This is a genomic window from Rhizobium acidisoli, assembly GCF_002531755.2.
Taxonomy (GTDB): Bacteria; Pseudomonadota; Alphaproteobacteria; order Rhizobiales; family Rhizobiaceae; genus Rhizobium; species Rhizobium acidisoli.
The window spans coordinates 519671-534870 of record NZ_CP035000.1 but is presented as its reverse complement, the minus strand read 5'-3'; the positions used below and the strand labels follow the sequence as shown (position 1 = coordinate 534870).

Annotated in this window: 11 protein-coding genes; 3 read left to right on the top strand and 8 right to left on the bottom strand. The window is 61.4% G+C overall.

Going from position 1 to position 15200, the window contains the following annotated elements; translation table 11 throughout:
• Positions 1-15: 15 nt before the first annotated feature.
• The 4 genes from CO657_RS28155 to CO657_RS28140 all read right to left on the bottom strand — a co-directional run bounded on the left by CO657_RS28155 (position 16) and on the right by CO657_RS28140 (position 4605).
• Positions 16-1254 carry an ROK family transcriptional regulator gene (locus CO657_RS28155; RefSeq protein WP_054184481.1) on the bottom strand — a complete coding sequence of 413 codons (1239 nt, stop codon included), beginning with the start codon at positions 1252-1254 and terminating at the stop codon, positions 16-18.
• Between the two features lie 41 nt (positions 1255-1295).
• The gene (locus CO657_RS28150) at positions 1296-2138 is read right to left on the bottom strand and encodes a carbohydrate ABC transporter permease (RefSeq protein WP_054184376.1); all 843 of its coding nucleotides are present in this window, start codon (positions 2136-2138) and stop codon (positions 1296-1298) included.
• Positions 2135-3064 (bottom strand): carbohydrate ABC transporter permease, encoded by a 930-nt coding sequence (locus CO657_RS28145; RefSeq protein ID WP_054184377.1) that lies wholly within the window; start codon positions 3062-3064, stop codon positions 2135-2137. The genes CO657_RS28150 and CO657_RS28145 overlap by 4 nt, the downstream gene beginning before the upstream one ends.
• Positions 3065-3306: 242 nt before the next feature.
• Positions 3307-4605, bottom strand: a complete 1299-nt coding sequence (locus CO657_RS28140; RefSeq protein WP_054184378.1) for a type 2 periplasmic-binding domain-containing protein — start codon at positions 4603-4605, stop codon at positions 3307-3309.
• 365 nt (positions 4606-4970) lie between these two features.
• On the opposite strand from CO657_RS28140, the gene CO657_RS28135 reads away from it, so the two are divergent.
• On the top strand, positions 4971-6017 hold the full coding sequence (locus tag CO657_RS28135) for a Gfo/Idh/MocA family protein (protein ID WP_054184482.1): 1047 nt from the start codon (positions 4971-4973) through the stop codon (positions 6015-6017).
• 3 nt (positions 6018-6020) lie between these two features.
• Here the strand turns inward: CO657_RS28135 and CO657_RS28130 are convergent, their stop codons facing one another.
• Together CO657_RS28130 and CO657_RS37635 are read right to left on the bottom strand one after the other, a co-directional pair.
• Positions 6021-7160 carry an ROK family transcriptional regulator gene (locus CO657_RS28130; RefSeq protein WP_054184379.1) on the bottom strand — a complete coding sequence of 380 codons (1140 nt, stop codon included), beginning with the start codon at positions 7158-7160 and terminating at the stop codon, positions 6021-6023.
• 259 nt (positions 7161-7419) lie between these two features.
• A complete protein-coding gene (locus CO657_RS37635) occupies positions 7420-7605 on the bottom strand; it encodes a hypothetical protein (protein WP_054184380.1) in 186 nt (61 codons plus the stop codon).
• A 262-nt stretch (positions 7606-7867) separates the two neighbouring features.
• On the opposite strand from CO657_RS37635, the gene CO657_RS28120 reads away from it, so the two are divergent.
• Positions 7868-8386, top strand: a complete 519-nt coding sequence (locus CO657_RS28120; RefSeq protein ID WP_054184381.1) for a SixA phosphatase family protein — start codon at positions 7868-7870, stop codon at positions 8384-8386.
• Between the two features lie 499 nt (positions 8387-8885).
• Here CO657_RS28120 and CO657_RS28115 read toward each other — a convergent pair whose 3' ends face one another.
• Positions 8886-9446: a GNAT family N-acetyltransferase gene (locus tag CO657_RS28115; protein ID WP_054184382.1), complete on the bottom strand. Its 561-nt coding sequence runs from the start codon at positions 9444-9446 to the stop codon at positions 8886-8888.
• A gap of 21 nt (positions 9447-9467) precedes the next feature.
• Positions 9468-11825, bottom strand: coding sequence for an Orn/Lys/Arg family decarboxylase (locus CO657_RS28110; RefSeq protein ID WP_054184383.1), 2358 nt, complete (start codon positions 11823-11825; stop codon positions 9468-9470).
• Between the two features lie 283 nt (positions 11826-12108).
• Here CO657_RS28110 and CO657_RS28105 point away from each other — a divergent pair, with 283 nt between their 5' ends.
• Positions 12109-15135 carry an alpha-mannosidase gene (locus tag CO657_RS28105; protein WP_054184384.1) on the top strand — a complete coding sequence of 1009 codons (3027 nt, stop codon included), beginning with the start codon at positions 12109-12111 and terminating at the stop codon, positions 15133-15135.
• Positions 15136-15200: the final 65 nt, after the last annotated feature.

Here is a 15200-nt window from a genome sequence, read left to right as displayed (position 1 = left end):
GCCTTGCCGGCGGGTTCAACTGTTCAGGCGATCCATGTTTTTCAGCGGCGAACGCGTGCGTTGAGCCACATCCGCCGATGCGAGGATAAGGGCTGCCGCCATCGGCATGGCGGCGGCGCCCATGGCCGAGGCATCCTCGCCAATTGAGGCGCGATGCAGCGAGGGCAGGGTGGTGTCTTCGGGGTCGAGATGCTCGTGCACATAGCGCAGCAGCTCGTCGACGATGCGGATCGGCAGCCGGCCGCCGACGAGGACGGCGTCGGGATCGACGATCAAGCCGATATGCTTGACGGCGACGGCCAGATGCGCGCTCATTTCCTTCAGCCACTGCGAAACCAGACGCCTGCCATGCGCATCGAGCGTCAACAGATCGTGCGGAACACTCACCTCGATCTCGTGGCGGGCAAGAAAATCATAAAGCGAAAACAGCGAGAATATTTCGCCGAGAAGCTGGACCTTGTGGGCCTTCTCGTCCCGGTCGTCGGCAATGGGAAGCCAGCCGATTTCGCCGCTGAGGCCCATGGCGCCGCGATGACCGTTGCCGTCAAGCACGAGACCGCCGCCGGGGCAGGCATTGATGGCGATATAGAAGAAGCTGCTGCTCTCGGCGCCGAGGCCGTAATCGAGCTCCGCAAGGGCTGCCGCATTGGCCTCGTTTTCGATGAAAACGGGATGCTGCGTCAGGTTCTCCAGTGCGGCGCGCACATCGAATGCGGTCCATTCCTGATAGGCCCTGGGCTTGCCGAGCAGCGAAATTTCGCCGAGCCAATCTGGCATCGCCAGGCCGATGCCGGCGAGCCGCGCATCGTCGATCAGCCGGCTGCGCTGGAAATGCGAAATCGCATCCGATGTCAGCTGCAGGAATTCCGCCGGCAGGATGAAGCGCTTTTCGTGATGCACACGGGCGCGGACATTGCCGACGGCATCGACCGCCAGGATCGTCAGATGGTCGCGGTCGATGTTGATGCCGATCGCAAAACAGGCGTCCGGATTGATCTCGAGCTCGATCGCCGGCTGGCCCCGCAGCCCATGCCGCCGGCGGGCTTCCATGATCAGCCCCTCATCCAGCAGCCGGTCGACGATGCGGGCGATCGCCGGTTTGGTAAAACCCGTCCGCCTCGCGATTTCGGCCCGCGAAATCGGCGCCTGGCGGTGAATGCAGCGCAGGACGACCGCCCTATTGTGCTCGCCGGCATCCTCGACATTGGCGCCGGTCAGATCGGGGGACGGCCTGGCGCCGAGTGGCTGGTTCATAGGGTCGAATCCTTCATCGAGCATCGAGACCGAACCAACCCTCATCCCTTCACCGCGCCGCTGGTCATCGCGCCGAGGATCAGCCTCTGGAGCGACAGGAAGGCCACGATCGCCGGAACGACCGAGATCAGGCAGGCGGCGGCAAGCAGCTGGATGGACGAGTCGGTCTGCATGCCGCGGAAGTTAAAGATTCCAACGCCGATCGGCATCAGGTCATTTTTGGTGAGCAGCAGGAAAGGCACCAGGAATTGCGACCAGCCGGCAATTACCGTGATGATGAAGACCGAGGCGATGCCCGGCGCCGACAAGGGAAGGATGATGCGCCAGAAGACCGAGAAGCGGTTGCAGCCGTCGATCATCGCGGCTTCGTCTAGACTGCGCGGGATGCCGTCGACGGTGCTCTTCAGGAGCCAGGTCGCCAGCGGAACACCGAGTGCGATATAGACCATGACGACGGCAAAATGGGTGTCCAGCATGCCGAGCCGGTTCATGTAGCGGTAGAGCGGCACCATGATGACAAGCGGCGAGATCATCTGGAAGAGCAGCAGTCCCATCATCGACAGGCCCTTGCCGCGGAACTGAAAGCGGGAAAAGGCATAAGCCGCGGGCAGTGCAACGATCAGCACGCCGATCCCGCTCAGGGCCGCAAGCTTGAGGCCGTTCCAGAGATAGATCGGAAAATAGCTGTTGTTCAGCACCGTGATGAAATTGTCGATGGTCGGGTTCTGCGGAATATAGCGCGCCGCACCGCGATAGATTTCGCGCTTGTCACGCATCGCCATCGATAGGAGATAGGTGAGGGGGCCGGCAAAGAAGACGAACATCACCAGCATGAAGAGATAGCTCAAGGCATCGCCGAGCCGCGTTCCGGTCCGTCCGCTCATTGCTCTTCCTCCTTCGGCAGGAACGAGGCATAGACGAAGGCAAGCCCGAGGCTGATGATCAGCATCAGCACCGAGAGCACGCTGCCACCGGAGAGGTCATAGTTTCTGAAGACGATGTTGAAGACATAGAGCGAGATCACCTCGGTCGCCCGCCCGGGACCGCCGCCGGTGAGCGTGATGATCGCATCGAAAGTGTTCACCGTCTGGATGGTGATCAGGATCATGTTGACGAGGATGGCGGCGCGCAGCTGCGGCAGCGTGACGAAGAAGAACTGCTGCGATGCCGTTGCGCCATCGACCTCGGCCGCCTCATAGAGCGAGGGATCGATCGCCTTCAGCGCCGCATACATCACCACCATCGAAAAGGCCGTGCCGCGCCAGATGTTGGAGATCAGCGTCGACCATGGCGCCATGGCCGGATCGGAAAGCCAGGCGACGGTTGGCATGTGCATCAGCCTGAAAATGCTGTTCAGCGCGCCGTAAGGCGCTTCGGAAAACAGCATCTGCCAGATGATGCCGCCGGCAATGCCCGGCACGACCCAGGCAATCAGCGCCGTCGTCCTGAGGATCGTGGTGCCGAAGAGGCCGCGTTTTTCGCCGCGAATGACGGTGACGGCGACCGCAAGGCCGAGGATCTGCTGGCCGATGACGCTGCCGCCGACGAAGATCAGGGTCGCCCATAAAATGTCGGGCAGCTGCGGCGAACTCAAGGCATTGACGATCGAGCCCAGCGTGTAGTCCTGAGTGTCGCCGATCAGCGTCGCATTGGTGAAGGAAAGCCGGAAAACGTCGATGACGGGGTAGAGGTAGAATATGCCGATGACGACGATCACCGGCATGATCCAGGGCAGGGGCGCCCCGGCGAAACGGCGCATGAACGTTCTGCTTTGAGGCGGGCTGTCAACCTCGATGGCAATAGGGCTCATTGGCTTCCCTGTCCGGGTTTGGCAATGTCGGCGGCGCCTGTCAGACAGGCGCCGTCGTTGTCGTGCGGATGACTGCCCCTCACCCTAACCCTCTTCCCGTAAACGGGGCGAGGGGACGTGCCCTGCGAGAGGCTGGTGGGAGGTCGAGAGGTTGCGGCTTGTCCCTTCGCCCCGTTTACGGGGAGAAGGTGGCGGCAGCCGGATGAGGGGCAGGCCGCAATCTCCTGAGCTTAACCGCAGCATCACAGACGCTTGTAAGCCTCCATCGCCGCATTGAAGGCGGCATCCAGCGCTTCTTCCGGTTTCTTCGTACCCGAGAGCACGTCACCCATCATGATCTGGATCTGGTTGGATATCTCCGGATAGATCGGCACACCGGGGCGCGCCTGTCCGTCGACCAGAGCCTTGGCGAAGGTCTTGTTGGCTTCGGTCGAGAAGACCTCGTATTTGTCGAACAGCGACTTGCGGGTCGGCAGCTGCTGCTGCAGCGCGTTGGCCGGCCCCATATAGACCTCGCGTGCGAGGTTGGCGCACATCTCGACCTTGTCCTTGTCCTTGCTGAAGGAGGCGATCGTCCAGCCGCCGGTACCTGTCGAGCGCTGATCGGCTGTCGGGCCGGGGATCGGCGAGAAGGTCCAGTTCTTGAACTCGTCTTCGTCGAGCGTGGACTTCAGCTGGGCATATTGCCAATTGCCGCCGATGAAGAGGGCTGTGGTCGCCGCGGCTGCCGCGGCATTCATGTCGTCGTAATTGGCGATCGTGCTGACGCGCTTGGGGGCCGCGCCGGAATCGACGAGATCCTTGAAATAGTTGAGCGCCTTCAGGAATTTCTCCTTGTTCTCGCCTTCGCCGAAGACCGGTTTGCCCGAGTCGTCGACGAGCTTGCCGCCCAGCGCCCAATAGTTCGCCAGCCAGTCGAAGGTCGTGCCTTCCCAGCGCCCGCCGTTGAAGAGCACGCCTTCCATGCCCTCCTTGGTGGAGGCAAGGGCGGCCTTTTTCAGGTCATCCCAGGTCTGCGGCGCATCTGCGACCACAGACTTGTTGCGGTAGAGCACACGAAGGTCGGTATCCCACCACCAGGCGCGCACCGTCTTGTCCTTGTCGGTGATGCCGTCGCGGATGAAAGGGAAGAGATCGTCCACTTCTTCTTTGGAGAAATAAGGCGTGAAGTCCGCCAGCACGTGGTTGACCATGAACTGCGAGAGGACGAAGGAGTCGACGGCGGCGCAATCCGGCGCATTGCCGGCCTTGGCCTGCTCCAGCATCTTGGCCTGTTCTGTGCCAATATCCGACGACATGAACTGCATCTGCAGTTTCCAGTCGGGATGCTTCTTGATGAAGTCGACGAAGAGCTTCTGATAGCCCTCGGCGATCGCCGGATCCGCATTGTTCGGGCTGTCGTTGGTCAGACGGACGACGAGAGATTTTGGCGCATCGGCAAGGCCGATCCTGTCTTTGGTGGCAAGTTCCTGGGCAAATGAAACGGATGCTGAAAATAACATTGTGCTCAGCGCAAATGCGCTGACGGTGGCGCTCTTCATGATGGGTCTCCTCCCCATTTTGAACGAATACAGCCTGGCGGTCAGTTGACCTCTCCTCATTTCCGTGCTGCATTAATTAGATTAAGTTACTTTGATTTGATGTCAAGCCACAGCTTGAGAGGCCAGAGCCGGGAGGTTGAGATGCTGGCGACAATCAACAGCAGCTAGCGCAGAATTCCGGAAAATCGAGATCGATTTTTCGAAAAGGATCTGCGCCATCGACGTGACGGAACGCGCTTTCGGACGCGTGGCGCATCCACCGCAATTTTCCTGAAGAAGCATGAGGCGATCGCGGACGGCCGCGATGGCAAGTGCGGTTTTTGCCTGGCTACGCGGTAGCCGGAAGCGAACTCATGGAGGACAAGATGCGTTTACTCATTCTCGGCACCGGCGGCATGGCCAACCAGCATGCCGCGAGATTCAAGGCGATCGAAGGCGTCAGCGTTGTAGGAGGCGTCGATGTCGTGCCGGAAAGGCTCGCCGCTTTCTGCAGCGAACATGGCATCGCCAACCATTTCACCTCGCTGGAAGAGGCTCTCGCCTGGGGTGAGTTCGACGCGGTTGCCAATGTCACGCCCGACAGCATCCACCATCCGACGACACTTCAGGCGATCGCTGCCGGCAAGCATGTCTTCTGTGAAAAGCCGCTCGCCACCGATGCGGTCAAGGCGATGGAGATGACCGAGGCGATCGAACGCTCGGGCAAGGTCGGCATGGTCAATTTCACCTATCGCAATTCGCCCGCCCTTCAGAAAGGCCGGCAGATGGTGCTCGCCGGCGAAATCGGCGCTGTGCGCCACGTCGAGGCGTCCCATCTGCAAAGCTGGCTGGTCGGCCGTCACTGGGGCGACTGGAAGAGCGAAAGCAAGTGGCTGTGGCGGCTGAGCAAAAAACATGGATCGAATGGCGCGCTCGGCGATATCGGCATCCACATCGTCGATTTCGCTTCCTATGGTTCCGGGCTCGACGTCGCCCATGTGTTCGCGCGGCTGAAGACTTTCGACAAGGTGCCGGGTCATAAGATCGGCGAGTATGATCTCGACGCCAATGACAGCTTCACGATGAATGTCGATTTCACCAATGGCGCGATCGGCACCATCCAGGCGACGCGCACCGCCGCCGGTCAGATGGATCAGTTGCGCCTCAGGGTCTATGGCGAAACCGGCTCGATCGAGATGATTTACGACACCGGGCAATCGACGCTGCGCGCCTGTCTTGGCGAAGACGTGCACACTGCCACCTGGCGCGACGTGCCCTTCGATCCCGTCGAGACCAATTATCAGCGTTTCGTCCAGGCCGTGCGGGCCGGCAAGACGCAGGAACCGTCCTTCCGCCGCGCCGCCAATATTCAGAAGGTTCTGGACAAGGCGCTGGCTTCCGATCTCAGCCACGCCGATGAAGCGCTGACCTGAGCATCAGGCTGAAGCCGGCGGCAGCAGCAACGTGTTGAGGAAGGGCAGGAGGGCGGCCCCGAGTGCCACGCCGCCGCCGCTGAAGCTCGCCGGTTTCATCGGCGAGATCCAGGGTGTCAGCAGCGGCCTTGTCGAGGTGTCGCGCCGCTCGATGGAAAGCTGATGGATCAGTGCTTCGATCACGCCTTGCGGCAGATCGCCGCCGATCATCACGACGCTCGGGGCAAGGAAGCCGGCCATGGCGATGATCGGATCGAGCAGATGGCCGGCGGCCTCGCGTATCCATTGCGACAGCAAGGGGCAGGAGAACTCCTCGCCCTCGAGCAGGCGGGCGAAGTCCTCGTCGCCGATGCGTGAGCGCAGGGAATGGAACCCGACAACGGTGTTGAGCTGGACATTGTCGGGGCCGGTCAGCATTTCGCCAATGCTGCCCGCCCGGCCATGCACGCCGGAATAGGGAACGCCGCGAACGAGAAAACCGGCCTGGACGTCGTCGTCGATGATGATCATCGCCAGGCAGCCCTCCGGCATGGCGCTGCCGATGGTGCGCTCGGCAAGCAGGCTTGCCGTGCATTCGTTCTCGACATAGGGACGCGCGACCGTCGACATCGCGGCGATCGCGTCGCTCTCATCCTCCGTCCAGTCCTTGGCGGCAATGCCGAGCCCGATGATCGGCAAGGCAGCGTGGCGATCGACCATATCCCTGGCGGCGGCATGCACCGCGCCGACCCTGTCCGCAGCATCCACGTCGAAATAGACCCGGTCGTGCACCTGGCCGCTCAAGTCGATGAGCACGATCTCGCCACGCCGCTGGCGTAGCTTGACCCCGACGGAGAAGGCGCCCTCCGGCCGCAGCGCAAATTCCGTGGCGGTCGCGCCGCCGCCGAGGCTGTTGCGGCGGTTCGACGTGACGAGTTTTTCTTCCGCCAGCCGCCGCAGAATATTGGTAATGCCGGGGCCGGTCAGCCCGCTATGCCGGCCAAGCTCGGTGCGCGTCAGCGGCCCATGCCGGCGGATCGCTTCCAGGATGACGCGAATATTCCGATCGGCGATCTCCCCCGACCTCAGACCCACCGTTTTGGCGCGCGGAACGCCCATCTCCTGGGTGTGAAGCCGACGCGGCCCTGACCGAAGATACCGCATGACCGTCTTTCCTAGAGCAACATCTCGGTGTGTAGCACGCTTGTCGGTGTTCGTAACGGTTTTCCAAGAGAGGCGTCACAAACTAAATCAGTTGCATCAGGGGATTGGATTGGTGATGGGCAGCGCGGTGTTCAGGAGAAGTGATCATTTCTCGGGAAGACCCAACATGGCGACACCCATCCGGAAAGCATCTTCAATGCCTCTCCTGGATCAGTGCGTTCCACGCGCAAGAGCGTGGGCTCATCGAGCGGCCGTTGGTCTAATAGCTGCAAGGACGATCGTTGCCGAAGCCATCGCGGCAGGCAGGTCGGAGCGCATAGTCGGCGCCGGTATAGCCAACCGAGCCGGTTTGCACGGAGTCATATGAACTCGTTGTACACGACGACGAAACGGCAACCGCAACGACGGCTGTGACCGCTGCCAATATTTTGCGAATCTGAAGCATCCCCGCCCTCCCTATCGCTCGCCGGGGGCCAGCGATTTCAGCATCATTGCCGGGCAGATAGGGTCGGTGCGGCATCGGTAAACCGTTGTCGCTGATCAAGATTCCGTTATTCCTTGAAGTCTTGTCGCGGCTTTAATCGCGGAATCAGTGGCATACGCCTAGTTTGCGAGTTGTATCGGAGGCCCCTTCATGCTCCAGGAGTCAGCACGAAACGAAGCTCTCGCTGACGACATCGGCCTCGCGTAAACTGAGGTTGAACCCGATGCTGCCGAAACACCGCCTCATCCTTCTGCGCCACGCCAAATCCGCCTGGCCCGCCGGTGTGGCCGACCGTGAACGGCCGTTGGCGAATCGCGGGCGCAAGGCAGCACCCGTCGTCGGCAGCTATTTGGTGCGCGAAAAGCTGATCCCCGATCTCGCCCTTGTCTCGCCGGCCCGCCGGGCGCAGGAAACCTGGAAGCTCGTCCGCAGGGCCCTTTCGAAAAAGGTCTCGGAAGTCGAGGCGGCGGATATCTACGAGGTGTCGGCCGAGCGCATCCTCGATGTGATCCGGGCCGTCGAACCTGGCACCCGCACGCTACTCATCGTCGGCCACAATCCCGGCATGGAGAATGCGGCCTCGCTTATCGTGTCGGACGGCGATGCCGATGCCATGGGGCGCATGCGGGAGAAATTCCCGACGGCACTCGCCGTCATCGACCTCGATCTCGACGGATGGGACAAGATCGCGGCGGGCACTGGTTATCTCGAGCGGTTCGTAACCCCGCGATCCTTGGGATAATAAGGCCACTTTCCGGTTTGAATTTGGGGGACATGGTGTACGGCCCCTGGTTCTACCCGGCGCCGGTTTCAAACGCTCGTTATAAGGTACCAAAAGCGCTTCGCAAGTCGTCCCTGATTAACGGATTGCTCGGGAGCGACATTGAAGAGGCATCCTGGCCAATGCTCTGACGGCAGCTGCGGGTGCCGCCGCGGCGATATTGGTTGAAGAACACGACGATGTCGCAGATGCAGCCGACCGAAGCATGAAAAAGGGACTGCCTGGGAGCGGCCCCAGCTTCTGGCCGCAGAGCTACGTGCAACCTTCCAAGCTGCGTTGAAGCAGTTCATTCCGCGGCCAGCCCAACATACATGAAGGCCTCAGGCATGGGGCCTTCATGGCCGCTCACCGCCACAGGCGGGAGTCTTCAGCGGCGGAGGGCCAGCGCCGGCATGACGACCTGTAGCTTGGCGCGGGCTTCCGTCGAACTCGGAGAAGTATCGTCCCAATCCCACCGGATTCAGCGGGTGGAGAGCGGCGGCGGTGGCGGTGGGGTCGTCGAGCCGGAGGCGAGGGAGCGCTGAACCATAACGCTGTCCGCCCAACGGTCATAACGATGGGCAACTCCGGGCAACAGGCCGACGCGAACGAAGCCGAAGCGTTCGTGCAGGGCGAGCGATGCAACATTGTCGGCGGCGATATAGCCGATCATCCGCCGGAAACCGGCCGCCGCGCAGGCATCGATCAGTCCCCGCATGAGCAGGCTGCCAATGCCCTGGCCGATATGGTCGTGATGCACATAGATCGAATGCTTGACCGTATAGCGGTAGGCAGGGCGTTTGCGGAACAACACCACATAGGCGTATCCCACGACCTTTTCACCCTCGATCGCCACGACATGTGGAAAGCGGCGGTCTTTCAAATTTTTGCGCCGTTGCCGCAGCTCTTCCGGTTGCGGCGTGTCGCTATCGTCCACCCCAGCGTCGATGCCGCGGCGAATATGACGGTGATAGATCGCCAACATGGCGTCGACGTCGGTTTCCCGGGACGGGCGAATGACGATCGTTCTGTCCTGCTTCATGACTGACCTGAGTTTCCCAGCCTATTCCGCGACGACGTAGGTATAAAGCCGGATGCGGCCGGATGGATCGATCTCGCGATAGACCCCTTGAATTTCCACCTCAAAGCCGGGGAAGGTGTTGAAGCAGGTCTCAAACATCTTGAGATAGTCGATCATGGGCTTTGCCCTTTCCGTCAACCGCTCGCCCGGCACGATGGTGGCGATACCCGGAGGATAGACCACGAACGGCGTTGTTGCGATGCGGCCGACAATAGCGTCTATCGGCAGATACTCCACATCGTTGCGCACCAGGCAACGTGCGGCATCATGGGGTGAGAGCGCGATCGGCGGCAGGTGGTCGGCGGAAAACTGCATCGTCTGGAGCGCGCTGACATCGGCTTGACGGAAGAAGCTGTGCATTTCTCTGCAGAGATCGCGCAGCCGCACTCCCGAATAGCGGGCCGGCCGGCGACGATAGAATTCCGGGATTGCCTCTTCCAGCAGCGCATTGTCGTCATGGAGCTTTTTGAAGGCAACCAAGCCGCTGATCAAGGTACCGGCTTTGCTGGCCTCCACGCCGGGGGTGAGGAGGAACAGCAGCGAATTGAGGTCGTTCTTTTCCGCAACGATCCGGTTTTCACGCAGATATTGCGCCACCACGGGTGCCGGAATTCCATGCTCGGTGTATTTTCCGCTTACCCGGTCGAAGCCGGGAGTAAGCAGTGTGAGCTTGTTCGGATCGGTCATCGCAAAGCCCGGCTCCATGGCGGGAAATCCGTGCCATGCCGCCCCCGGTGTCAGGTGCCAGAAGGCTGGATTGGTGGCGAGCTGGTCGGTGGCAATGCTCTCCCACGGCACGTCGTGCACCGCGCCGGGGCCGGACACGTCCGGGATCACGACCCGATCCGGCACGAACGGTTCGAAGAACCAGCGACGCTCGGGGCGGTGTTCCTTTTCCTCGAATTCGCGGTGCACGGCACGGATCTTCTTGCGCAGCTCGATGCCGAGGCGGATCGTGTCGTCCCACAGCACTTCGCCCGAGCGGCCCTTCATCATCTGCGCTCCCACGTCGAGCGAAGCAAACAGTGGATAGAAGGGCGACGTCGAGGCGTGCTGCATGAAGCTTTCATTGAATCGCCGGTGCTCCACTCGGCGTTTTTGGCCGGTGATATGCCGGTCTTTCATGTGGATCTGGGAGGCCTGTGAGAAGCTTGCGAGCTGCTTATGGGTGGATTGCGTGGCGATGATGCCCGGCGCGTCGGGGCCGAGATCGGCAAGGCCCATGGCAAAACGCCCGGCATAGAGCGGATGAAATTTCATGAAGCCCGCCCAGGCCTCGTCGAAGAGAATGTAGTCGCACAAATGTCCGATACGCTTGAGGATCATCTCGGCGTTGTGAATGGTGCCGTCGTAGGTGCACTGTTCCGCCACCGCGACGCGGAACGGGCGTGGCTTCCTGTAGGCCTCGGGGTCTTTCACCAGCGGATGGGTGCGGATGCGTTCCCGCAGGGCTTCCTCGTCCATGGCCCCGAAATCGATGGGACCGATCAGCCCATAAGCGTTGCGGGTGGTCGGCAGGTAAACCGGAATTCCTCCGGAGATCATCAAAGCGCCGTGATGAGCGGCCTTGTGGTTGTTGCGGTCGAACAGCACGAGATCGCCGTCGGTGACGAGCGCGGAAAGCGCGACCTTGTTAGAGGTGGAGGTGCCGTTGAGGACGAAATAGGTCTTCTCTGCGCCGAAAATCTTGGCGGCTTCCTTCTGTGCAGCCAGCGCAGGTCCCTCGTGGGTCAGCAGGTCGCCGAGATCAAGCACGGAATTGTCGAGATCGTCTCGGAATACCGCTTCGCCAAGATGCTCCATGAATACCCGGCCGATGGGGCTCCGGCTGTAAAAGATGCCACCATTGTGCCCGGGGCAGGTCCAGAGGTGGTTGCCCTCCTCGGCATAATCGACCAGCGCGCCGAAAAACGGCGTCTTCAGCGTCTCTGCATATTGCTTTAGTCGGCTGATAAGGCTCTTGGCGATGAAGGCGGGAGTTTCTTCGGAAAGGAAGACATAGCCGTCGATGAAATCGAGCACCTCAACCGGCACATCCTCGAAGCGTTTACGACGGATCAGCAGGATGATCGGAAACTCGAGACCGCGCCGGCGCATCAGGTTGATGAGAGAGGCCGTCTTCCCCTCGAGCCCCTTTTTACCCCAGTCAACCAGCATGCAGCCGATTGCGGCGTCCGTCTGCACGGCGATCTCGGCATCTTCGAGATTGCGCGCGCGCACCACCTCAAAGCCGGAGCGTTCGATCTCCTCGACGATCTGGCGGTAGCGGGCACCCTCCAGATCCTCGTTGTCAAAGGTCGGCGTTGCGAACAGAAAATTGAAACGTCTGAAATAGTCCATCTGTGTACCCGCTCCTGATTTGGCACGAGGTGTCGACGTATTTCATGACATGCTTGTGACAGAGTATAGGGTGTCCGAAACCCATGCATCGGACATCGCCACGCTCGTGCCCGTTGCAATTGATTTTTTGCAGGCTTGACGCCAAATCAAAGTTACTTAATCTAAGCGCCGGCTGGACCCGCTGGGAGGAGGGGCCGGCATTTGCGATCTCTGTCGCATCATCTTCATCTCCCGAAGCCATGATTCCGGATCGCGCGCCGCCGATTTTTCAACAGGATAAGCCATGCCTCTGACCACTGCCCAACGCCTCGACCGCCTGAAAGTCCGTATCGCCGAGCTGGCGCATTGGCGGGACCGGCAGAGTAGCCCGATCGACGGCTGGACGTTCGAGGGCGAACCGATCGCCCATCATCAGGATTGGCCGCATCGCCAGGGCGTCGTGCATTTTGCCGTCACTGCCGAGGCGCCGGCGAACTGGCCGCTCGAAGATATCCGCCTGCAGCTCGATCTCGGCGGTGAAAGCCTGATCACGCTGACCTATCCCGGCGGCGGGACGGAGACGTTCGGTCTCGATCCCTATCACCAGGAATTCCCGGTCACAGGTCGCCGCTTCAAGATTGCGACGGAAAGCGTTGCGCGCTTTCCGTTCGGCGAGCCGAACCGGGCGCCGCGGCTGAATAAGGCCCGGTTTATCTGGCTCGATCGTCCTGCTCATCAGCTGCATCTTCTCCTGAAGCAGGTCACCGAGGCGATCGGCATACTTGGTGAACATGAAGTCGTGCCGCATCTGGTCGATGCCGCCGAACAGGCCTTGCGCAGCCTCGACTGGCCGTCGGATACGGCCGCTTACATCTCCCGCACCGCCGATGCAGTGATGCAGCAGAAGATCTGGGAACTGCCGGAGCTTGCGGCAAATCCGGCAGGCCTGAGTGATGAACAGAGCGCCTCGGCAGCCTCTGCTTTCGAGGTTTTGACGGCGCGGTTGAAGGAACTGCAGAAGCGCTTCCCCCCGAATGGCGAATTGCTGCTGACCGGTCATGCCCATATCGACCTTGCCTGGCTTTGGCCCTATCGCGAGACGCGGCGGAAGATGCGGCGTACCTTCAATACGGCGCTGTCGCTGATGGAGCTCTCCGACGATTTCCGCTTTAACCAGTCGACCGCCCATTATTACGCGCAGATGGAAGAGGAAGACCCGGAGCTTCTCGAACGCATCAAGGAGAAGGTCGCGGAAGGAAAGTGGGAAACGGTCGGCGGCATGTGGGTCGAGCCCGATACCAATATGCCCACAGGCGAAAGCCTTGTCCGCCAGGTTCTCTACGGCCAGCGTTATTTCGAAAAGACCTTCGGCACGCGCCATACGGTGTGCTGGCTGCCTGATTGCTTCGGTTTCTCCGGTGCGCTGCCGCAGATCCTCAGACAGGGCGGCATAGACAGCTTCTTCACGATCAAGGTCAACTGGAGCGAGACCAACCACATCCCTTCCGATCTCTTCTGGTGGAAGGGCCTCGACGGCAGCCAGGTGCTGACCCACACTTTCGACAATCCGATGCAGGGATATAACGGCTTCGTGCAGGCCGATTGTTATGTGCCGACATGGAAGAATTTCCGCGGCAAGGTCCAGCACGATACTTCGCTTCTGGCGGTCGGCTATGGCGACGGCGGCGGCGGCGTGACGCCCGAAATGGTAGAACGCGAAGTGCAGCTGCGCGATTTCCCCGCCATCCCGCAGGCGCGCTGGGGCACCGTCAAAAGCTTCTATGAGAAGGCCCATCGCACCGCGGGGGAAAAGAACCTCCCGGTCTGGGACGGCGAAATCTACCTCGAACTGCACCGCGCGACGCTGACGAGCCAAAGCGGCGTCAAGCGCAAGCATCGCCAGGCCGAACGGGCGCTGATTACCGCCGAAACGCTCGCTTCGCTCGCCCATATGCTGGGTGCCGACAAGCCGAAAAGCCTCGAAGCGGATTGGCGCGTGGTGCTGAAGAACGAGTTCCACGACATCCTGCCGGGATCGAGCATCCGCGAGGTCTATCAGGATGCGGAGCAGGAACTCGGCGGCGTCATCGACAATGCAAAGTCCGAGCAGGCAAAGGCCTTGCAGGCGCTCTCGGCCCATCTGCCGAAGGGTGGGGTCGGCGATGCGCTCGTCGTCGTCAATCCCTCGCTTGCGCCGCGGCCGGTGAGCGCCACGCTTGCCGACGGCACGGTCATCTCGGCCGGCGATATCGTCGCTCCTCTGTCCGTCGCGGTCTTCGATCGGCAGGCGCTGCAGCCGGCGGGCGGGCTTAAGGCCAGCACCGATCGCCTCGAAAACGACTACCTCGCCGTCATCATCGGCAAGGACGGGGCGGTTGCGAGCATCATCCACAAGGCGACGGGCCGCGAAGCGGTCGATGGTTCGGCCAACCAGCTCTGGGTCTATCCGGCCGACAAGCCGCGCAATTGGGACGCCTGGGATATCGATGCGGATTATGCCGAAAAGGCCGTCCGTCTCGAGGCGCCGGAGAGTATTTCGCTCGTCGAAAGCGGCCCGCACCGCGCGGCAATCCGCGTCATCCATCGCTACCGGAATTCGAGCGTCACCCAGACTTATATCCTGACCGCCAATGCGAAGCGGCTCGATATCGAAACGACGATCGACTGGCATGACCGCCGCACCCTGTTGCGCGCCCTGAACCCGGTCGATGTCCGGTCGCGCAAGGCTACGTTCGAATGCGCCTTCGGCCTTGTCGAGCGGGCGACACACACGAACACCTCCTGGGAACAGGCGATGTTCGAGGCGGTCGCCCATCGTTTCGTCGATATCAGCGAGCCGGGTTTCGGTGTCGCACTGCTCAACAATGCCAAGTATGGTCACAGCGCCCGCGGCAACGTGATCGGCATGAGCCTGGTGCGCGGGCCGATCTATCCGGATCCGCTGGCCGACGAAGGCGAGCAGAGCTTCACCTATGCGCTGATGCCGCATGACGGCGCCTGGCACGAGGGCGGCGTGCTCGACGAGGCGCTCGATCTCAACCAGCCGCTCGTCGCAGTGGAAGCCAAGGGCCTCTCCGCCGGCACGTTCGCGCCGCTTGCGGTCACCGGCACCCCCGTCGCCTTTTCCGGCCTGAAACCGGCGGAAGAGGGCGACGGCCTCATCCTGCGTCTCTACGAACCCGCTGGCCGGCGCGGCCGCCTCTCCCTTGCCCTGCCGTCCGCATGGAGGGCCTCGCCGCCGCTCAATATTCTCGAAGAGCCGATGGAACGGAAAGGTCCCGCCGACATCATGCCGTTTGAGATCCGGACCTGGAAGCTGCAGAAGGCCTGACGCTTTCGTCTGACAAAGGGCTCATCGCTTTGATGTAGCGGAGTGATCCGCTGCTCTTGCAGCCG